The 19,428-nt window shown below is 46.4% G+C and carries 22 protein-coding genes; all 22 read left to right on the top strand.

Annotated elements, in window-relative coordinates; genetic code table 11:
- Nucleotides 1-5: 5 nt before the first annotated feature.
- Nucleotides 6-677, top strand: a complete 672-nt coding sequence (locus tag V1U08_RS20940) for an amino acid ABC transporter permease (protein WP_014230420.1) — start codon at nucleotides 6-8, stop codon at nucleotides 675-677.
- Nucleotides 674-1,411 carry an amino acid ABC transporter ATP-binding protein gene (locus V1U08_RS20935; protein WP_020333576.1) on the top strand — a complete coding sequence of 246 codons (738 nt, stop codon included), beginning with the start codon at nucleotides 674-676 and terminating at the stop codon, nucleotides 1,409-1,411. The genes V1U08_RS20940 and V1U08_RS20935 overlap by 4 nt, the downstream gene beginning before the upstream one ends.
- Nucleotides 1,412-1,652: 241 nt before the next feature.
- Entirely contained in the window at nucleotides 1,653-1,787 is a 135-nt protein-coding gene (gene rpmH, locus V1U08_RS20930) for a 50S ribosomal protein L34 (RefSeq protein WP_005378825.1), read from the top strand.
- 46 nt (nucleotides 1,788-1,833) lie between these two features.
- Nucleotides 1,834-2,157 (top strand): ribonuclease P protein component, encoded by a 324-nt coding sequence (gene rnpA / locus V1U08_RS20925; protein WP_020333575.1) that lies wholly within the window; start codon nucleotides 1,834-1,836, stop codon nucleotides 2,155-2,157.
- The gene (gene yidD, locus V1U08_RS20920; protein WP_005378822.1) at nucleotides 2,124-2,381 is read left to right on the top strand and encodes a membrane protein insertion efficiency factor YidD; all 258 of its coding nucleotides are present in this window, start codon (nucleotides 2,124-2,126) and stop codon (nucleotides 2,379-2,381) included. Before rnpA ends, yidD begins: the two co-directional genes overlap by 34 nt.
- Nucleotides 2,382-2,383: 2 nt before the next feature.
- Nucleotides 2,384-4,006: a membrane protein insertase YidC gene (yidC, locus tag V1U08_RS20915; protein WP_014230417.1), complete on the top strand. Its 1,623-nt coding sequence runs from the start codon at nucleotides 2,384-2,386 to the stop codon at nucleotides 4,004-4,006.
- Nucleotides 4,007-4,139: 133 nt separating this feature from the next.
- Complete coding sequence (mnmE, locus tag V1U08_RS20910) at nucleotides 4,140-5,501, top strand: tRNA uridine-5-carboxymethylaminomethyl(34) synthesis GTPase MnmE (RefSeq protein WP_014230416.1); 1,362 nt, start codon at nucleotides 4,140-4,142, stop codon at nucleotides 5,499-5,501.
- A 96-nt stretch (nucleotides 5,502-5,597) separates the two neighbouring features.
- A complete protein-coding gene (mioC, locus tag V1U08_RS20905) occupies nucleotides 5,598-6,032 on the top strand; it encodes an FMN-binding protein MioC (protein WP_268669070.1) in 435 nt (144 codons plus the stop codon).
- A 476-nt stretch (nucleotides 6,033-6,508) separates the two neighbouring features.
- Entirely contained in the window at nucleotides 6,509-8,404 is a 1,896-nt protein-coding gene (gene mnmG, locus V1U08_RS20900) for a tRNA uridine-5-carboxymethylaminomethyl(34) synthesis enzyme MnmG (protein ID WP_330471364.1), read from the top strand.
- Nucleotides 8,404-9,039, top strand: coding sequence for a 16S rRNA (guanine(527)-N(7))-methyltransferase RsmG (gene rsmG / locus V1U08_RS20895; protein WP_020333571.1), 636 nt, complete (start codon nucleotides 8,404-8,406; stop codon nucleotides 9,037-9,039). The genes mnmG and rsmG overlap by 1 nt, the downstream gene beginning before the upstream one ends.
- A gap of 12 nt (nucleotides 9,040-9,051) precedes the next feature.
- Nucleotides 9,052-9,825 (top strand): ParA family protein, encoded by a 774-nt coding sequence (locus tag V1U08_RS20890; RefSeq protein ID WP_014233420.1) that lies wholly within the window; start codon nucleotides 9,052-9,054, stop codon nucleotides 9,823-9,825.
- A 24-nt stretch (nucleotides 9,826-9,849) separates the two neighbouring features.
- On the top strand, nucleotides 9,850-10,731 hold the full coding sequence (locus tag V1U08_RS20885) for a ParB/RepB/Spo0J family partition protein (protein WP_014233419.1): 882 nt from the start codon (nucleotides 9,850-9,852) through the stop codon (nucleotides 10,729-10,731).
- 189 nt (nucleotides 10,732-10,920) lie between these two features.
- Complete coding sequence (locus V1U08_RS20880) at nucleotides 10,921-11,310, top strand: F0F1 ATP synthase subunit I (RefSeq protein ID WP_014233418.1); 390 nt, start codon at nucleotides 10,921-10,923, stop codon at nucleotides 11,308-11,310.
- 8 nt (nucleotides 11,311-11,318) lie between these two features.
- A complete protein-coding gene (gene atpB / locus V1U08_RS20875; RefSeq protein ID WP_014233417.1) occupies nucleotides 11,319-12,131 on the top strand; it encodes a F0F1 ATP synthase subunit A in 813 nt (270 codons plus the stop codon).
- Nucleotides 12,132-12,187: 56 nt separating this feature from the next.
- Nucleotides 12,188-12,442, top strand: a complete 255-nt coding sequence (gene atpE, locus V1U08_RS20870) for a F0F1 ATP synthase subunit C (protein ID WP_002540812.1) — start codon at nucleotides 12,188-12,190, stop codon at nucleotides 12,440-12,442.
- A gap of 71 nt (nucleotides 12,443-12,513) precedes the next feature.
- Nucleotides 12,514-12,984, top strand: coding sequence for a F0F1 ATP synthase subunit B (gene atpF, locus V1U08_RS20865; protein WP_014233416.1), 471 nt, complete (start codon nucleotides 12,514-12,516; stop codon nucleotides 12,982-12,984).
- Between the two features lie 14 nt (nucleotides 12,985-12,998).
- The gene (gene atpH, locus V1U08_RS20860; protein ID WP_014233415.1) at nucleotides 12,999-13,532 is read left to right on the top strand and encodes a F0F1 ATP synthase subunit delta; all 534 of its coding nucleotides are present in this window, start codon (nucleotides 12,999-13,001) and stop codon (nucleotides 13,530-13,532) included.
- A 13-nt stretch (nucleotides 13,533-13,545) separates the two neighbouring features.
- Entirely contained in the window at nucleotides 13,546-15,087 is a 1,542-nt protein-coding gene (atpA, locus tag V1U08_RS20855) for a F0F1 ATP synthase subunit alpha (protein ID WP_014233414.1), read from the top strand.
- A gap of 44 nt (nucleotides 15,088-15,131) precedes the next feature.
- Nucleotides 15,132-15,998 carry a F0F1 ATP synthase subunit gamma gene (gene atpG / locus V1U08_RS20850; RefSeq protein ID WP_014233413.1) on the top strand — a complete coding sequence of 289 codons (867 nt, stop codon included), beginning with the start codon at nucleotides 15,132-15,134 and terminating at the stop codon, nucleotides 15,996-15,998.
- Between the two features lie 35 nt (nucleotides 15,999-16,033).
- The gene (gene atpD / locus V1U08_RS20845) at nucleotides 16,034-17,437 is read left to right on the top strand and encodes a F0F1 ATP synthase subunit beta (RefSeq protein ID WP_014233412.1); all 1,404 of its coding nucleotides are present in this window, start codon (nucleotides 16,034-16,036) and stop codon (nucleotides 17,435-17,437) included.
- Nucleotides 17,438-17,455: 18 nt separating this feature from the next.
- A complete protein-coding gene (locus tag V1U08_RS20840) occupies nucleotides 17,456-17,878 on the top strand; it encodes a F0F1 ATP synthase subunit epsilon (protein ID WP_014233411.1) in 423 nt (140 codons plus the stop codon).
- A 149-nt stretch (nucleotides 17,879-18,027) separates the two neighbouring features.
- Complete coding sequence (gene glmU / locus V1U08_RS20835; protein WP_014233410.1) at nucleotides 18,028-19,389, top strand: bifunctional UDP-N-acetylglucosamine diphosphorylase/glucosamine-1-phosphate N-acetyltransferase GlmU; 1,362 nt, start codon at nucleotides 18,028-18,030, stop codon at nucleotides 19,387-19,389.
- Nucleotides 19,390-19,428: the final 39 nt, after the last annotated feature.

The raw sequence follows: 19,428 nt of genomic DNA, 5'->3' as shown, positions 1-19,428 counted from the left end.
GCCGAATGGGATTTGATTTTAATTACATGTTGGAACTGTTGCCGATATTGCTCAAATATCTTGGCACAACCATGGAAATGGCAACATGGGGATTGGTGTTCTCACTGATTCTTTCCATCATTTTAGCCAATATCCGCGTTTTTAAGGTTCCAGTACTCGATCAATTGAGCCAGCTGTACATCAGCTTTTTCCGAGGAACCCCACTTTTAGTTCAGCTGTTCCTGCTTTATTACGGCTTACCGCAAATCTTTCCATTTATGGTTGGCCTCGACGCTTTCTCTGCGGCCGTGATCGGTTTAACTCTCCACTTTGCCGCCTACATGGCAGAGAGTATTCGAGCGGCAATCATAGGTATTGATCGCAGCCAGATGGAAGCGAGCTTATCGGTGGGCATGACGACCACTCAGGCGATGCGTCGAGTTATCTTGCCGCAAGCGACTCGTGTTGCGCTGCCATCTCTGATGAACTACTTCATCGATATGATTAAATCGACTTCCCTCGCCTTTACTCTGGGCGTGGCAGAAATCATGGCGAAAGCGCAGATGGAAGCATCATCCAGCTTCCGATTCTTTGAAGCTTTCCTTGCCGTCGCTCTGATTTACTGGGGCGTGGTCGTGATTCTGACCCGCGTTCAAATTTGGGCTGAAGCGAAACTGAATAAGGCGTACGTTCGATGATTAAATTAGAGAATATTCATAAGCGCTTTGGTGATACTGAAGTACTCAAGGGCATCGATATCGACATAAAACAAGGTGAAATCATCGTTATCATTGGCTCCAGTGGTACCGGTAAATCCACCTTATTACGCACAGTTAACTTTTTAGAACAAGCTGACGAAGGGCGCATCACAATTGATGATGTGTCGGTTGATGTAAATAAACACACTAAAGCAGAAGTACTGGCTTTACGCCGTCGCACTGGATTTGTGTTCCAGAACTACGCGCTGTTTGCTCATATGACCGCTCGTCAGAATATTGCCGAAGGTTTGATTACCGTGCGTGGCTGGAAGAAACAGGAAGCGCTGACTCGTGCTCAGCAGATTCTGGATGATATTGGCCTTGGCGACAAAGGCGACAGCTATCCGGCTGCGCTATCTGGTGGCCAGCAGCAGCGTGTCGGCATTGGCCGAGCTATGGCTCTGCAACCTGAGCTTCTGCTCTTTGATGAACCCACTTCCGCTCTGGATCCAGAATGGGTTGGCGAAGTGTTGTCATTAATGAAGAAGTTAGCTAACCAGCATCAAACCATGCTGGTGGTGACACATGAAATGCAATTTGCCAAAGAAGTCGCCGATCGGGTGATCTTCATGGCGGAAGGCAATATTGTTGAACAAGGTTCTCCACAGGATATATTCGATAATCCACAAGATCCTCGTTTGAAAAAATTCCTTAACCAAGTGGGAATAGAGTAACGATCAAGGTATAGGATCGATTGATCCTTGAGATTTTACTCACACTACGTATAATCGCCCGGCCGGAATTTCATACGCATTGAGTCATTGACACATTATGTGAGTGTGATTACAATTCCGCCTCTTTGTTGAGAGGCGTCGGTTGCCTTCTCTATGTAAAGAGCTTCTTTATATAAGAAAGCATGTGCCCACGCCGGGTTTAACAAGAACCTAAAACTACTGATCAGTAAAGGTAATTATCATGAAACGCACTTTTCAACCTACAGTTCTAAAGCGCAAGCGTACTCACGGCTTCCGTGCTCGCATGGCAACTAAGAACGGTCGTAAAGTTATCAACGCACGTCGTGCAAAAGGCCGTGCGCGCCTATCAAAATAATCGCTAGTTTATTTTGAACACGTACGCGTTTAATCGGGAGTTACGTTTGTTAACTCCCGAGCATTATCAAAACGTCTTCCAGCAGGCTCATCGTGCTGGCTCGCCTCATTTCACCATCATTGCTCGCAATAACACTCTTTCTCATCCACGATTAGGTCTAGCCGTTCCGAAAAAGCAGATTAAAACTGCCGTCGGTCGTAACCGATTTAAGCGCCTGGCTCGTGAAAGCTTCCGTAATAAGCAACATCAACTTCCAAACAAAGATTTTGTTGTGATCGCGAAGAAAAGCGCGCAAGATTTAAGCAATGAGGAATTATTTAAATTGTTTGATAAGCTATGGCAACGCCTGTCTCGCCCTTCACGTGGATAGCCATTGGGCTCGTTTATCTGTATCGCTGGTTTATCAGCCCTTTGATTGGTCCTCGTTGCCGGTTCACACCAACTTGTTCCACTTACGCGCTAGAAGCTTTGAGAGCTCACGGTTTTGTAAAAGGATGTTGGTTATCAGGCAAACGTCTATTAAAATGCCACCCTTTGAATGAAGGGGGGTATGACCCCGTTCCACCAGTCCAAAAACAAGACAGAGATAACTAACGATGGATTCTCAACGTAATATCCTGCTCATCGGTTTGGCCCTGGTTTCTTTTTTGCTGTTTCAACAATGGCAAGTAGCGAAGAATCCAGAACCTCAAGCAGTTGAACAGGCTCAATCAAACAGCAGTCTACCTGCACCATCTTTTGCTGATGATCTAGACCCAGCTCCGGGACACCAGCAAGCTTCTGCAAAAACTATCACAGTAACGACTGATGTTTTAACTCTGTCGATCGACACCGTTGGTGGCGATGTGGTACATGCCGACCTAAATCAATATTCTGCTGAACTTGATTCTGCTGACCCGTTTGTTCTGCTAAAAGACACTCAAGGTCACCAGTTCATCGCGCAAAGCGGCCTTGTGGGTCCACAGGGTATCGATCTTAGCAGCACTAACCGCCCTCACTACAATGTAAGTGCAGACAGCTTTACGCTTGCTGATGGTCAAGACGAACTACGCGTTCCAATGACTTTCACAGCAAACGGCCTTGAGTACACGAAGACTTACATCTTTAAGCGCGGCAGCTACGCACTTAACGTTGAGTACGATGTAGTTAACAACTCAGGTAACAACGCAACATTTGGTATGTACGCTCACCTGCGTCAAAACCTAATGGACGATGGCGGCAGCATCACGATGCCAACATACCGCGGCGGTGCTTTCTCTACAGAAGACACGCGTTACAAAAAATACAGCTTTGATGATATGCAGGATCGTAACCTGTCTATCAACCTAGCAGATGGCCAAGGTTGGGCAGCAATGATCCAACACTACTTCGCTGCTGCTTGGATTCCACGTAACGAACCTGGCACAAACCTTTACACTCGTGTAATCGGTAATATGGGCGATATCGGCGTACGTATGCCGAACAAGACGATTGCAAATGGTGACCAAGCGAAGTTTGAAGCAACGCTATGGGTAGGTCCAAAACTTCAGGACCAAATGGAAGCCGTTGCGCCTAACCTAGACCTTGTTGTGGATTACGGCTGGCTATGGTTCATCGCGAAGCCACTACACTGGCTGCTGTCTATGATTCACGGCTTCGTGTCTAACTGGGGTGTGGCAATCATCCTGTTGACCTTCGTGGTTCGTGGTGCAATGTACCCACTAACAAAAGCTCAATACACGTCTATGGCGAAAATGCGCATGCTACAGCCTAAGCTGCAAGCAATGCGTGAACGTATCGGTGATGACCGCCAGCGTATGAGCCAAGAGATGATGGAACTGTACAAGAAAGAGAAAGTTAACCCACTTGGTGGCTGTCTACCTCTTATCCTGCAGATGCCAATCTTCATCTCGCTATACTGGGCACTAATGGAATCGGTTGAGCTACGTCACTCTCCATTCTTCGGTTGGATTCATGACCTTTCAGCGCAGGACCCATACTACATCCTGCCACTACTGATGGGTGCTTCAATGTTCATGATCCAGAAGATGAGCCCAACAACAGTAACGGATCCTATGCAGCAGAAGATCATGACCTTCATGCCGGTTATGTTTACCTTCTTCTTCCTGTTCTTCCCATCAGGTCTGGTTCTTTACTGGTTGGTTTCGAACATCGTTACGCTTATCCAGCAAACTCTGATCTATAAAGGATTAGAGAAAAAAGGCTTACACACTAAGTAATCCTTTAGGAAATGATTGAGAAAGGCGGCCAAAAGGTCGCCTTTTTGTTTTTGGCTGATTACAATTCAGCTAATTAATTGGTTCTGGCTCCCTAGGGAGATAAACCCTACAGCCCAGCTCAAAAGGCAAGATTATGACTACAGATACGATTGTCGCTCAAGCGACCGCACCTGGTCGTGGCGGTGTCGGCATTATTCGTGTTTCCGGCCCCAAGGCCAATTTGGTGGCAGAGGAAGTGACGGGTAAAACACTCAAACCTCGCTACGCAGAATATCTGCCATTTCAGGCAGAGAACGGGACAGTGCTTGACCAGGGCATCGCTCTGTACTTCCCTAACCCACATTCGTTTACTGGCGAAGATGTACTTGAACTGCAAGGCCATGGTGGCCCGGTCGTCATGGACATGCTGATTAAACGTATTCTGGGCATTGAAGGCGTGCGAGCTGCGCGTCCGGGGGAATTCTCTGAACGCGCATTCCTCAACGATAAAATGGACCTGACGCAAGCAGAGGCGATTGCTGACCTGATTGATGCCAGTTCTGAAGAAGCGGCGAAATCAGCCCTGCAATCACTGCAAGGCCAGTTCTCTCAACGCATTCAAACGCTGGTGGAATCACTGATTCACCTGCGCATCTATGTAGAAGCCGCCATTGATTTCCCAGAAGAAGAAATTGATTTTCTTGCCGACGGCAAAGTGGCTGGAGATCTGCAAACTATCATCGATAACCTTGATGCCGTGCGCCGTGAAGCCAATCAAGGCGCAATTATGCGCGAAGGTATGAAGGTGGTTATCGCGGGTCGCCCTAACGCAGGTAAATCCAGTCTTCTGAACGCACTCTCTGGTAAAGAATCAGCCATCGTGACTGATATCGCAGGTACCACTCGTGACGTACTGAGAGAACACATCCACATTGATGGTATGCCACTGCACATCATCGATACTGCTGGCTTGCGTGACGCCTCCGATGAAGTCGAGAAAATCGGTATTGAGCGCGCTTGGGATGAGATAGCACAAGCAGACCGAGTTCTGTTTATGGTCGACGGCACCACAACTGATGCGACCGATCCAAAGGACATCTGGCCCGACTTTGTCGATCGCCTGCCAGACAGTATTGGTATGACGGTGATCCGCAACAAAGCCGATCAAACCGGTGAAGAAATGGGGATCTGTCATGTGAATAACCCCACTTTGATCCGCCTGTCGGCAAAAACAGGGACTGGTGTTGACGCCTTACGTGCACATTTGAAAGAGTGCATGGGCTTCTCGGGTAATACCGAGGGTGGCTTTATGGCTCGTCGCCGTCATCTGGATGCATTAGAACGTGCTGCACAGCACCTTCAAATCGGTCAGGAGCAGCTTGAAGGCTATATGGCGGGTGAGATACTCGCAGAAGAGCTGCGCATCACTCAGCAACATCTGAACGAGATTACCGGGGAGTTCAGCTCAGACGATCTGCTCGGCCGTATTTTCTCTTCATTCTGTATCGGCAAATAATATAACGCGCGGTGTTAAGCTTAGGTTTATCACCGCGTTTCTTTTTGTACCCTCGCTCATCTGTACGAGCGCAAGTATGGCTTATAAGGAAGATAAATGATCCACATAATTACAGGCAGTACCCTGGGTGGCGCTGAATACGTGGGGGATCACCTGAGTGATCTACTTATCGAGAACGGATTTGAAACCACGATCCACAACCAACCGGAATTGGCGTCAATTGACAATCACGGCACCTGGCTGGTGATCACCTCTACTCACGGTGCAGGTGAATACCCAGATAACATTCAGCCGTTTATTGCCGCACTACAGAATACACCGCCAAAGATGACGGATGTTAGGTTTGCTGTGATTGCAATTGGTGACTCAAGCTATGATACGTTCTGTGCCGCTGGACAGCATGCGTATGATTTACTGGAAGACATCGGTGCAACCCCAATCACAGACTGCTTAAAGATTGATGTCCTTAGCCATGAAGTGCCAGAAGACGCCGCAGAAGAATGGCTAAAAGAGAACATCGAACAATTTTAACTGCCATTTTATCCTACTTACAGAGTCGCATTGCGGCTCTGTCCTACCCGATGTGAATAACTTTTTCTCTAAACAGCCAATCAACCGATTAAAAAACGAGCAATCAGACTGTGGATAAGTAAGCTAATATCCAGTTACTTTCCTTTAGTTATCCAAAGAACAACTTTGATCGTTTTACCCACCTGTGTATAACCACCCATTTTGATCCCAGCTAATCCTCGATCAGATCCAAGCAAGATCACAAGATATGATCCAAAGAAGATCCATGATCTTGTTGATCATTTTTCGGTTATCCACAGAAACGGTCGATCCTAATAATAGATCTAATAAAAGATCATATATATAGATCTTATATATATATTACTTGGAGCTTAAAATGGATAAAGCGAGAAAACGATTTTCTCTGTGGCATAAAGCAGGTAAAATGCTGCTCCTTTATCTGTCCAATAAATCCTTTGAATACCTGAGGTCGGTTCATGCTTTATCACGAAAATTTTGACGTCATTGTTGTTGGTGGCGGACATGCTGGAACGGAAGCCGCACTCGCATCTGCACGTACAGGACAAAAAACGCTTCTCCTTACCCATAACATCGATACATTAGGCCAAATGTCTTGTAATCCGGCGATTGGTGGTATTGGTAAAGGTCATTTAGTTAAAGAAGTGGATGCAATGGGCGGTTTGATGGCGCAAGCTATTGACCATGCAGGTATTCAATTTAGAACGCTTAATGCCTCTAAAGGCCCGGCAGTACGAGCAACTCGTGCTCAAGCTGATCGTGCCCTTTACAAAGCCTACGTTCGCAGTGCATTAGAAAATGCACCAAACCTAACGCTATTCCAACAATCGGTAGATGATCTGATTGTTGAACAGGATCATGTGGTTGGCGTCGTGACTCAAATGGGTCTTAAATTCCACGCCAAATCGGTTGTATTGACGGTTGGTACCTTCCTGGGTGGTAAGATCCATATCGGTATGGAAAGTTCTTCTGGTGGCCGTGCAGGTGATCCACCATCGATCGCACTTGCTGATCGTCTACGTGAACTACCATTCCGCGTGGATCGTCTCAAAACAGGGACACCACCACGTATTGATGCTCGTACCGTTGATTTCTCTGTACTCGAAGAGCAACACGGAGATAACCCAACACCAGTATTCTCATTTCTGGGTAATCGTGAGCAACATCCACGTCAAATTCCGTGTTTCATCACTCACACCAACGAAAGTACACACGATGTGATCCGCGCTAACCTTGATCGCAGTCCGATGTACGCTGGCGTTATCGAAGGTATTGGTCCTCGTTACTGTCCATCGATTGAAGACAAAGTGATGCGTTTTGCTGACAAAAACAGTCACCAGATTTTTATCGAGCCAGAAGGCCTGACAACCAACGAGCTGTACCCGAATGGTATTTCGACCAGCTTGCCGTTTGATGTTCAGGTACAAATTGTTCGTTCAATGAAAGGTTTTGAGAACGCACACATTGTGCGTCCGGGTTACGCGATTGAGTACGATTTCTTTGATCCTCGTGATTTGAAGCAGACGTACGAAACGAAATTTATCCATGGTTTGTTCTTTGCAGGCCAAATTAACGGTACAACCGGGTACGAAGAAGCGGCCGCTCAAGGCTTGATGGCGGGTTTGAACGCCAGTTTGTACAGCCAGGGCAAAGAAGGCTGGAACCCACGTCGTGATCAGGCTTACATGGGCGTATTGATTGATGACCTATCCACCATGGGCACCAAAGAACCGTACCGCATGTTTACGTCTCGCGCGGAATACCGTCTGTTGCTACGTGAAGACAATGCTGATTTACGTTTAACGGAAAAAGCGCGTGAGCTTGGTTTGGTTGATGATGTGCGTTGGGCACGATTCAATGAAAAAATCGAAAACATGGAAACGGAACGTCAACGCCTTAAGTCAACCTGGATGAATCCAAACTCAGCGGGCATTGATGAGCTCAACAAACTGCTAAAAACACCAATGGCGCGTGAAGCCAGTGGTGAGGATCTGCTGCGTCGTCCAGAGATCTCATACTCTCAGTTGACTCAATTAGACGCATTTGCACCAGCTTTGGACGATCAACAGGCTGCTGAGCAAGTTGAAATCCAGGTGAAATACGATGGCTACATCAAGCGTCAGCAAGATGAGATCGAGAAGTCACTCCGCCACGAACACACCAAGTTACCGGTTGAGCTGGATTACAAACAAGTAAAAGGTCTATCGAACGAGGTAGTGGCAAAATTAAGTGAAGCGAAGCCTGAAAGCATCGGTATCGCATCTCGTATTTCAGGAATTACACCAGCTGCTATTTCTATTCTACTGGTTCACCTGAAGAAGCATGGCTTACTGAAAAAAGGTGAGGACGAGTAATGAGTGTACTTCGAACTAAACTGGATGCATTGATTGCTCAAACCGACCTTGAAGTTTCAGAGAAGCAACGTGATCAGCTGGTCGGTTATGTTGAACTGCTCGACAAATGGAACAAAGCGTACAATTTGACGTCAGTACGTGACCCACTTGAGATGTTAGTGAAACATATTCTTGATAGCATAGTGGTTAGCGCTCACTTACCAGGTAAGCGCTTTATCGACGTTGGCACTGGCCCTGGATTACCGGGTATCCCATTAGCGATCATGAATCCGGACAAAGAATTCTACCTGCTCGATAGCTTGGGTAAACGCATTCGTTTTCTAAAACAGGTCGTGCACACACTAGGTCTGAAGAACGTCACTCCGGTCCAAAGCCGCGTAGAAGAGTTCCAGCCTGAAGAAAAATTCGATGGTGTGTTGAGTCGTGCTTTTGCTTCAATGACGGATATGGTGGAATGGTGTCACCATCTGCCGAAACAGGAAAATGGATTGTTTCTTGCATTGAAAGGTCAGCACCCTAAAGATGAAATAGATCTGCTTCCTGAGTGGTGTTATGTGACCGATGTCGTATCTTTGACTGTTCCTGAGTTGGAAGGGGATCGTCATCTAGTAATCTTATCGCGCAAGGAAAATTAGCGAGGTAGTCGTGTGGGTAAAATTGTAGCAATCGCCAACCAGAAAGGTGGGGTCGGCAAAACAACAACGTGCATTAACTTAGCGGCTTCGATGGCGGCAACAAAGCGCAAAGTTTTGGTTATCGATCTTGACCCTCAAGGTAATGCTACGATGGCCAGTGGTGTTGATAAGTACATGGTGGATGCCACTGCATACGATCTTTTAGTGGAAGACACGCCATTTGAACAAGTGGTGTGCTCTGAAACAACCGGAAAGTATGATCTTATCGCAGCAAACGGTGATGTTACCGCAGCAGAAATCAAACTGATGGAAGTCTTCGCGCGCGAAGTTCGCCTGAAAAATGCGTTATCGTCAGTTCGTGATAACTATGATTTCATCTTTATCGATTGTCCCCCTTCTCTAAACCTTCTTACAATCAACGCTATGGCTGCAGCTGATTCAGTGTTGGTGCCAATGCAATGTGAATACTTTGCGTTAGAAGGTTTAACTGCTCTTATGGATACAATTAGCAAATTAGCGGCGGTAGTGAATGAAAACCTGAAAATTGAAGGTTTGTTACGCACTATGTACGATCCGCGCAACCGCTTATCGAATGAAGTATCCGATCAACTTAAAAAGCACTTTGGTACAAAAGTTTACCGCACAGTGATTCCACGTAATGTTCGTCTGGCCGAAGCGCCTAGCCATGGTAAACCTGCCATGTATTACGATAAGTACTCTGCGGGTGCCAAAGCGTATCTTGCCTTAGCGGGTGAGATGCTTCGCCGCGAAGAAATCCCAGTTTAACTCTAACCTAAGGAATTCAATCCCATGTCTAAGCGTGGTCTAGGAAAAGGACTGGATGCGTTGTTGTCGACCAGTTCATTTGCTCGTGAGAAACAGCATATTGCATCGCAAAGCCAAGCCTTATCAGCAGACGGTGAGTTAATTGAACTCGCGATTGGTCAATTGCAGCCGGGTGTCTACCAACCGCGTAAAGATATGGCACCAGAAGCGCTGGAAGAATTGGCGGCTTCAATTCAATCACAAGGCATCATTCAGCCGATTGTGGTCCGTCAGGTGAATAGTGGCCAATACGAGATCATTGCCGGTGAACGACGTTGGCGCGCTGCTAAGCAAGCAGGATTGAAGCGTGTTCCATGCTTAGTGAAAAAGGTAGAAGACCGCGCTGCGATTGCAATGGCGTTGATTGAGAACATTCAACGTGAAGACCTCAATGTCATCGAAGAGGCACAGGCTCTGGAGCGTTTGCAAGATGAGTTTACCCTGACTCACCAGCAGGTTGCTGACGTGATTGGTAAATCAAGAACGACGGTCAGTAACTTACTGCGTTTGAATCAGCTTGAGCTTGAAGTAAAGCGCTTAGTCGCTGATAAAAAACTAGAAATGGGCCATGCCCGTGCACTTTTAGCTCTTGAAGGTGAGCAGCAAATCGAAGTCGCTTTGCAGGTTGCAAACAAACAAATGACCGTTCGTCAAACCGAACAGTTAGTAAAAAAGTGTTTAGCGCCACAAAATGAGCAAAAAGGGCAACAAGAAGATACCGAAGCTATGCAAATGTCGCATAAATTAAGCCAGATGCTTGACGCTAAAGTTTCTTTGGTTCGTTCTGCAAGCGGAAAAGCGAAACTGACGATAAGTATTGATGAACCTCACAAATTAGAGCAACTTATTGCCAAGCTTGAGGCCTAAGTGAGATAATTGATTTAGGTCAATTAACTGAATAATTCGAATTTTGTGCGAAAGTTGTCGTTTTGTAAACAAAACTGTAAGTTTTTGATGCAATTTAATTGCATTCGGTTGGACTGAACGTATAATTTTCGCCAATTTCCCTGCACAGAGAGTTTAGTGCGAAGTGGATATTACTAGAGGTACGAATACATGGTAGCTGCGTTAGCTAGACCAGGACGAGAGCTTGCAAGGCAATTGTTAATGATCGAGTCTGGCGCGGTTATTTTTGTGGCTGCAGGAATGGCGTTAGCCGTAAATCCTGATTGGGGACTTTCAGCGTTAATTGGTGGGGGCATTTTTGTCATTGCCAATGCAGTTTTCGCATTATGTGCTTTCATGTTTAGTGGAGCTCGCGCTGCCAAGCGCATCGCTGCCTCCTTCTATACAGGTGAAGTACTGAAAATTCTCATCACGGTTGCACTGTTCTATGTCGCCTACATGTATATGCAGGTGGAACTTGTTCCCCTCAAACTAACCTATTTGCTGGTACTAGGTATTAATATCTTTGCACCAGTGCTATTCATTAACAACAAAAAATAGGATGAGTTATGGCTGCGCCAGGTGAAGCGCTAACATCGTCCGGATACATTGCCCACCACCTTTCTAACCTATCGTTATACAAGTTAGGCTTAGTTGCGGAGGAGACAAGTTTCTGGAACGTACATATCGATAGCCTGTTTTTTTCTTGGTTTACTGGTTTAATTTTCCTCGGAATTTTTTACAAAGTAGCGAAGAGAACAACAGCGGGTGTACCGGGTAAGCTTCAGTGTGCTGTAGAAATGATCGTAGAATTTGTCGCTGATAACGTCAAAGATACGTTCCATGGACGCAACCCACTGATCGCGCCTTTAGCACTGACTATCTTTTGTTGGGTATTTTTGATGAACGTGATGGACTTAGTCCCGATCGACTTCTTACCATACCCAGCAGAACATTGGCTTGGTATTCCTTACCTTAAGGTCGTACCGTCTGCTGATGTGAATATCACCATGGCTATGGCTCTAGGCGTTTTTGCATTGATGATTTTCTACAGCATCAAAGTGAAAGGTCTAGGTGGATTCGCAAAAGAACTTGCACTACATCCATTCAATCACCCACTGATGATTCCGTTTAACCTACTGATTGAAGTGGTATCGCTACTTGCGAAACCTCTATCACTTGGTATGCGTCTATTCGGTAACATGTTCGCGGGTGAGGTTGTATTCATTCTTTGTGCGGCAATGCTACCATGGTACTTACAATGGATGGGTTCACTACCGTGGGCAATCTTCCATATCTTGGTTATTACGATTCAAGCCTTCGTATTCATGATGTTGACAATTGTTTACCTGTCAATGGCACACGAAGATCCTGATCATTAATTTTTTTAGCTTTTTTATTTGGGCACTAAGCCAACAACTATAAATTGGAGATAGTAATGGAAACTTTACTGAGCTTTTCTGCAATCGCCGTAGGTATTATCGTCGGTCTTGCTTCTCTTGGTACAGCGATTGGTTTCGCACTGCTAGGTGGTAAATTCCTAGAAGGTGCAGCACGTCAACCAGAAATGGCTCCTATGCTACAAGTTAAGATGTTCATCATCGCAGGTCTACTTGATGCGGTTCCAATGATCGGTATCGTAATCGCGCTACTATTCACTTTCGCAAACCCATTCGTTGGTCAACTAGGTTAATCACCTTTAACTCGGGACGAGCTTCGGCTTGTCACTGATTAACACTAAGTCCAAATAGAGGGGTAGCTGTTGTGAACATAAACGCAACTCTGCTAGGTCAAGCAATCTCGTTCGCACTATTTGTGTGGTTCTGCATGAAGTATGTATGGCCACCATTGATGCAAGCGATCGAAGAACGTCAAAAGAAAATCGCTGACGGTCTTCAAGCAGCTGAACGTGCTGCTAAAGACTTGGATCTAGCACAAGCCAACGCTTCTGATCAGTTGAAAGAAGCGAAGCGCACAGCAACTGAGATCATCGAGCAAGCGAATAAGCGTAAGTCTCAAATTCTAGAAGAAGCTCGCGAGGAAGCTCAGGCAGAACGCCAGAAAATCCTAACGCAAGCAGAAGCTGAACTTGAAGCTGAGCGTAATCGTGCACGCGATGAGCTGCGCAAACAAGTTGCTACTCTGGCTGTAGCTGGTGCTGAGAAAATCCTTGAGCGTACTATCGATAAAGATGCGCAAAAAGATATTCTCGACAACATTACTGCAAAACTTTAAGTCTGGGGGCGCATATGTCTGATTTGACTACAATCGCACGCCCCTATGCTAAAGCAGCCTTCGACTTTGCGGTAGAAAAAGACCAACTAGACCAATGGGGTCAAATGCTGTCTTTTGCTGCTGAAGTTGCTAAAAACGAACAAATGAGTGAACTGCTAACCAGTTCATTCTCTGCTGAAAAAATGGCAGAAATATTTGTTGCAGTTTGCGGTGACCAAGTTGATGCAAACGGTCAAAACCTTTTAAAGGTGATGGCTGAGAATGGTCGTTTAACGGCCCTTCCCGATGTTTGTGAGCAATTCTTCATTCTGAAGAAAGAGCATGAGAAAGAAATTGATGTTGAAGTAATTTCAGCGTCAGAACTTTCTGATGAACAGCTTGCAAATATCGGCAGCAAACTTGAAGCGCGTCTTGAACGTAAAGTGAAGCTGAATTGCAGTGTAGATGAGACCCTACTTGGTGGGGTTATTATTCGAGCCGGAGACCTAGTCATCGATGACTCAGCGCGTGGTCGTTTGAACCGCCTGAGCGATGCATTGCAGTCTTAATGGGGATTGGAGCATGCAACTTAATTCCACGGAAATTAGCGATCTGATCAAACAACGTATCGAATCTTTCGAAGTTGTTAGTGAAGCTCGTAACGAGGGTACTATCGTATCGGTAAGCGATGGTATCATCCGCATCCACGGCCTAGCGGACGTGATGCAAGGTGAAATGATTGAATTACCGGGTGGCCGTTTTGCACTGGCACTTAACCTTGAGCGTGACTCGGTTGGTGCAGTTGTAATGGGCCCATATGCTGACCTTAGGGAAGGCATGAAAGTTACAGGTACTGGCCGCATTCTTGAAGTGCCAGTTGGTCCAGAACTACTAGGCCGCGTAGTAAACACGCTGGGTGAGCCTATCGATGGTAAAGGTCCAATCGAAGCGAAAATGACTTCGCCTGTAGAAGTGATCGCACCAGGTGTAATCGACCGTAAATCGGTAGACCAACCTGTGCAAACTGGTTATAAGTCAGTTGACTCAATGATCCCAATCGGTCGTGGTCAGCGTGAGCTTATCATCGGTGACCGTCAGATTGGTAAAACAGCACTGGCGATCGATGCGATTATCAACCAGAAAGACTCTGGTATTTTCTCAATCTACGTAGCAATCGGTCAGAAAGCATCGACTATTGCTAACGTGGTTCGCAAACTAGAAGAGCACGGCGCACTACAAAACACTATCGTTGTAGTTGCATCCGCTTCTGAATCTGCAGCGCTACAATACCTAGCGCCATACGCAGGTTGTGCGATGGGTGAATACTTCCGCGATCGCGGCGAAGACGCACTGATTGTTTACGATGATCTATCTAAGCAAGCAGTGGCTTACCGTCAGATCTCTCTACTACTTAAACGTCCACCAGGCCGTGAGGCATTCCCAGGTGACGTATTCTACTTACACTCTCGTCTACTAGAGCGTGCAGCTCGTGTAAGCGAAGAGTACGTAGAGCGTTTCACTAACGGTGAAGTGAAAGGTAAGACTGGTTCTTTGACTGCTCTTCCTATCATCGAAACTCAAGCAGGTGACGTTTCAGCATTCGTACCGACTAACGTAATCTCAATTACCGATGGTCAGATCTTCCTACAAACTGAGCTATTCAACGCAGGCGTACGTCCAGCTGTTGACCCAGGTATCTCAGTATCTCGTGTAGGTGGTTCAGCTCAGACGAAAATCATCAAGAAACTATCAGGTGGTATCCGTACAGCACTAGCTGCATACCGCGAACTAGCAGCATTTGCTCAGTTCTCTTCTGACCTTGATGAAGCAACGAAGAAACAGCTAGACCATGGTCAAAAAGTTACAGAACTAATGAAGCAGAAGCAGTACGCTCCAATGTCTGTATTTGACCAAGCGCTAACTATCTTCGCGGCAGAGCGCGGTTACCTTGATGATATAGAACTGAACAAAGTTCTAGATTTCGAGGCGGCTCTACTATCGTACGCTCGCGGTCAATACGCTGAACTAGCAGCTGAGATCGACAAGTCTGGTGCTTACAACGATGAAATCGAAGCTCAGTTGAAGAAACTGACTGACGACTTCAAAGCAACCCAAACTTGGTAATTAGGTCGGTGGCAGTTTCTGCCACCAACTAACGGAGAGTAACGATGGCCGGCGCAAAAGAGATACGTAATAAAATCGGTAGTGTTAAAAGCACGCAGAAAATTACGAAAGCGATGGAAATGGTAGCAGCTTCAAAAATGCGTCGCTCTCAAGATGCAATGGAAGCTTCTCGTCCATACGCTGAAACAATGCGTAAAGTGATCGGTCATGTGGCAAACGCAAATCTAGAGTACCGTCATCCGTACCTAGAAGAGCGTGAAGCTAAACGTGTTGGTTACATCATCGTTTCGACAGACCGTGGTCTGTGTGGTGGTTTGAACATTAACGTGTTCAAGAAAGCCGTTACAGACATGCAAGCATGGAAAGAAAAAGGTGCGGAAATTGAGCTAGCGGTAATTGGCTCAAAAGCGACCGGTTTCTTTAAACATGGTGGCGCAAAAGTTGCGGCACAGGTTTCTGGCCTTGGTGATAATCCAAGCCTGGAAGACCTAATCGGTTCTGTTGGCGTAATGCTTAAGAAATACGATGAAGGTGAACTGGACCGTCTATACGTAGTGTTCAACAAGTTTGTGAACACTATGGTTCAGCAACCAACGATCGATCAATTGCTACCTTTGCCTAAATCGGACAGCAAAGAGATGCAGCGTGAGCACTCATGGGACTACATCTATGAGCCTGAGCCAAAACCTCTACTGGATACGCTACTAGTGCGTTACGTAGAGTCTCAGGTATACCAAGGTGTGGTAGAGAATCTTGCTTGTGAGCAAGCGGCTCGAATGATTGCGATGAAGGCTGCAACGGATAACGCAACCAACTTGATTGATGATTTGGAACTTGTGTACAACAAAGCCCGTCAGGCTGCGATCACACAAGAACTGTCGGAAATCGTTGGTGGTGCATCTGCGGTTTAAGCTTAGGTAAAACGAAATAGTTTAGAGGATTAACGATGGCTACAGGTAAGATCGTACAGATCATCGGTGCGGTAGTCGACGTAGAGTTCCCACAGAGCGATGTACCTAGTGTATATGACGCTCTAAACGTAACGGACTCAAAAGAGCGTCTAGTTCTTGAAGTTCAACAACAGCTAGGCGGTGGCGTAGTTCGTTGTATCGTAATGGGTAGCTCTGATGGTTTACGTCGTGGAGTAGAAGTGGTTAACACTGGCGCTCCAATTTCAGTACCAGTAGGTACTAAAACTCTAGGTCGTATCATGAACGTCCTAGGTGACGCGATTGATGAGTGTGGTGAAATCGGTGCGGAAGAGACTTACTCTATCCACCGTGCAGCACCAAGCTACGAAGAGCAATCAAACGAAACAGCACTTCTAGAAACGGGTGTTAAAGTAATCGACCTAATTTGTCCATTCGCTAAGGGTGGTAAAATCGGTCTATTCGGTGGTGCAGGTGTAGGTAAGACCGTTAACATGATGGAACTTATCAACAACATCGCACTACAACACTCAGGTCTATCAGTATTTGCTGGTGTTGGTGAGCGTACTCGTGAAGGTAACGATTTCTACTTTGAAATGCAGGAAGCGGGCGTTGTAAACGTTGAGAATCCTGAAGAATCTAAAGTAGCAATGGTTTACGGTCAGATGAACGAGCCACCGGGCAACCGTCTACGTGTTGCACTGACTGGTCTTACAATGGCAGAACGTTTCCGTGACGAAGGTCGTGACGTACTACTGTTCATTGATAACATCTACCGTTACACACTTGCAGGTACAGAGGTATCAGCACTTCTAGGTCGTATGCCTTCTGCGGTAGGTTACCAGCCAACTCTTGCAGAAGAGATGGGTGTACTTCAGGAGCGTATCACGTCAACTAAGCAAGGTTCTATCACGTCTGTACAGGCGGTATACGTACCTGCGGATGACTTGACTGACCCGTCTCCAGCAACAACGTTCGCGCACTTGGATGCAACGGTTGTACTTAACCGTAACATCGCAGCAATGGGTCTATACCCAGCGATCGACCCACTAGATTCAACGTCTCGTCAGCTAGACCCACTAGTAGTAGGTCAAGATCACTACGACATCGCTCGTGGCGTTCAGCAGACACTTCAGCGCTACAAAGAGCTGAAAGACATCATCGCGATTCTAGGTATGGACGAGCTATCTGAAGAAGATAAGCAAGTTGTATCTCGTGCACGTAAGATTGAGCGTTTCCTTACTCAGCCTTACCACGTAGCGGAAGTATTTACAGGTGACCCGGGCGTTTACGTACCTCTTAAAGAGACTCTACGTGGCTTTAAAGGTCTACTAGCTGGTGAATACGATGACATTCCAGAGCAGGCATTTATGTACTGCGGTAGCATCGATGATGCTATTGAGAATGCTAAGAAGCTATAAGGCTAACTAGGAGGCGATATGGCACCAATAACCTTTCACCTAGACGTAGTAAGCGCTGAGAAACGCATTTTCTCTGGTCGTGTAGAGACGTTTCAGGTGACCGGTAGCGAAGGTGAGCTTGGTATTTTCCATGGCCATACTCCGCTTCTGACCGCTATTCAGCCTGGTATGGTGCGTATTGTGAAACAGCACGGCCACGAAGAGTTCATTTATGTCTCTGGTGGTATGGTCGAAGTTCAGCCTGGTACTGCTACAGTACTGGCTGATACAGCGATTCGTGGTGAAGATCTAGACGCAGCGAAGGCAGAAGAAGCTAAGCGTCGTGCTGAGGAGAATATCCAGAATCAGCATGGCGATATGGACTTCGCACAAGCGGCCAGTGAACTGGCTAAAGCCATTGCTCAGCTACGAGTTATCGAGCTGACCAAAAAGCGTCGCTAAGCTCAATTAGCAACGTTGCATGAAAAAGGCGGCCAAATGGTCGCCTTTTTGATTATTTTTAGTTAGAAATTGACCTTTCACCATTAACTTATCCCTTCAAGCTGTCTAAAATATCCGCCGATTAAATAAATAACGTCAATAGGTTGTCCATGAAATTCAGTGCTGTAATTCTTGCTGCGGGTAAAGGAACCCGCATGTATTCGAACATGCCTAAAGTGCTTCACACTTTGGCAGGGAAGCCAATGGCAAAACATGTCATTGATACGTGTACCGGTCTTGGTGCTCAAAATATTCACCTAGTTTATGGTCATGGTGGTGACCAAATGAAACAGGTGCTAGCGGAAGAGCCTGTAAACTGGGTACTTCAGGCGGAGCAGCTAGGTACTGGTCATGCGGTGGATCAGGCGTCAGCACAGTTCGAAGATGACGAAAAAATTCTTATCTCGTATGGGGATGTACCACTGATTTCTGCGGAAACTATTGAGAGCTTACTTGATGCCCAGCCAACGGGGGGTATCGCGTTGCTGACGGTTGTTCTGGATAACCCGACTGGTTATGGACGTATCGTGCGTAAGAATGGTCCTGTCGTTGCTATCGTCGAGCAGAAAGACGCCACCGAAGAACAAAAACAGATCAAAGAAATCAACACAGGTGTGATGGTTGCGACTGGTGGTGATCTGAAACGCTGGTTGTCTGGCTTAAACAACAATAATGCGCAAGGCGAGTACTACCTGACTGACATCATTGCTGCTGCTCACGATGAAGGTCGTGCAGTGGAAGCTGTCCATCCTGTGAATGCAATTGAAGTTGAAGGTGTGAATGATCGTGCCCAGCTTGCTCGCCTAGAGCGCGCATTCCAATCGATGCAAGCGCAAAAACTGCTTGAGCAGGGTGTTATGCTACGTGATCCAGCTCGCTTTGACTTACGTGGTGAGCTTCAATGCGGCATGGACTGTGAAATTGATGTGAACGTTATTATCGAAGGCAGTGTATCGCTTGGTGATAACGTGGTTATCGGTGCTGGCTGTGTATTGAAAGATTGTGAGATTGATGACAACACGATCGTACGTCCATACAGCGTGATTGAAGGCGCGACCGTTGGTGAAGATTGTACTGTTGGTCCATTCACTCGTCTGCGTCCTGGAGCGGATATGCGTAACGACTCTCACGTCGGTAACTTTGTGGAAGTGAAGAATGCGCGTATTGGTGAAGGCTCTAAAGCGAACCACCTGACTTATCTGGGCGATGCAGAAATTGGCCAACGCACTAACATTGGCGCTGGCACGATTACGTGTAATTACGATGGTGCGAACAAGTTCAAAACCATCATCGGTGATGATGTTTTCGTTGGTTCGGATAGCCAGTTAGTGGCACCTGTGGCTATCGCTGATGGTGCGACTATTGGTGCAGGCACGACTCTGACTAAAGACGTAGCCGAAGGTGAGTTAGTGATTACTCGTGCTAAAGAGCGCAGAATCACAGGCTGGCAACGTCCGGTAAAGAAAAAGTAACACATCTCAGCGTAAAACAAATTTAAACCAAAGCCGCTC

This window comes from Vibrio sp. YYF0003 (assembly GCF_036350715.1).
Classification (GTDB): Bacteria; Pseudomonadota; Gammaproteobacteria; order Enterobacterales; family Vibrionaceae; genus Vibrio; species Vibrio natriegens.
This window is presented reverse-complemented; position numbering and strand designations above follow the sequence as displayed.

Coding starts and splice junctions, on each gene's coding strand:
- atpH (WP_014233415.1), top strand. CDS start 12,999: ATGTCTGATTTGACTACAATCGCACGCCCCTATGCTAAAGCAGCCTTC.
- atpG (WP_014233413.1), top strand. CDS start 15,132: ATGGCCGGCGCAAAAGAGATACGTAATAAAATCGGTAGTGTTAAAAGC.
- mnmE (WP_014230416.1), top strand. CDS start 4,140: ATGACTACAGATACGATTGTCGCTCAAGCGACCGCACCTGGTCGTGGC.
- yidC (WP_014230417.1), top strand. CDS start 2,384: ATGGATTCTCAACGTAATATCCTGCTCATCGGTTTGGCCCTGGTTTCT.
- V1U08_RS20935 (WP_020333576.1), top strand. CDS start 674: ATGATTAAATTAGAGAATATTCATAAGCGCTTTGGTGATACTGAAGTA.
- V1U08_RS20940 (WP_014230420.1), top strand. CDS start 6: ATGGGATTTGATTTTAATTACATGTTGGAACTGTTGCCGATATTGCTC.
- glmU (WP_014233410.1), top strand. CDS start 18,028: ATGAAATTCAGTGCTGTAATTCTTGCTGCGGGTAAAGGAACCCGCATG.
- V1U08_RS20840 (WP_014233411.1), top strand. CDS start 17,456: ATGGCACCAATAACCTTTCACCTAGACGTAGTAAGCGCTGAGAAACGC.
- mnmG (WP_330471364.1), top strand. CDS start 6,509: ATGCTTTATCACGAAAATTTTGACGTCATTGTTGTTGGTGGCGGACAT.
- rsmG (WP_020333571.1), top strand. CDS start 8,404: ATGAGTGTACTTCGAACTAAACTGGATGCATTGATTGCTCAAACCGAC.
- atpB (WP_014233417.1), top strand. CDS start 11,319: ATGGCTGCGCCAGGTGAAGCGCTAACATCGTCCGGATACATTGCCCAC.
- V1U08_RS20880 (WP_014233418.1), top strand. CDS start 10,921: ATGGTAGCTGCGTTAGCTAGACCAGGACGAGAGCTTGCAAGGCAATTG.
- atpE (WP_002540812.1), top strand. CDS start 12,188: ATGGAAACTTTACTGAGCTTTTCTGCAATCGCCGTAGGTATTATCGTC.
- V1U08_RS20885 (WP_014233419.1), top strand. CDS start 9,850: ATGTCTAAGCGTGGTCTAGGAAAAGGACTGGATGCGTTGTTGTCGACC.
- atpA (WP_014233414.1), top strand. CDS start 13,546: ATGCAACTTAATTCCACGGAAATTAGCGATCTGATCAAACAACGTATC.
- rpmH (WP_005378825.1), top strand. CDS start 1,653: ATGAAACGCACTTTTCAACCTACAGTTCTAAAGCGCAAGCGTACTCAC.
- yidD (WP_005378822.1), top strand. CDS start 2,124: ATGGCAACGCCTGTCTCGCCCTTCACGTGGATAGCCATTGGGCTCGTT.
- mioC (WP_268669070.1), top strand. CDS start 5,598: ATGATCCACATAATTACAGGCAGTACCCTGGGTGGCGCTGAATACGTG.
- atpD (WP_014233412.1), top strand. CDS start 16,034: ATGGCTACAGGTAAGATCGTACAGATCATCGGTGCGGTAGTCGACGTA.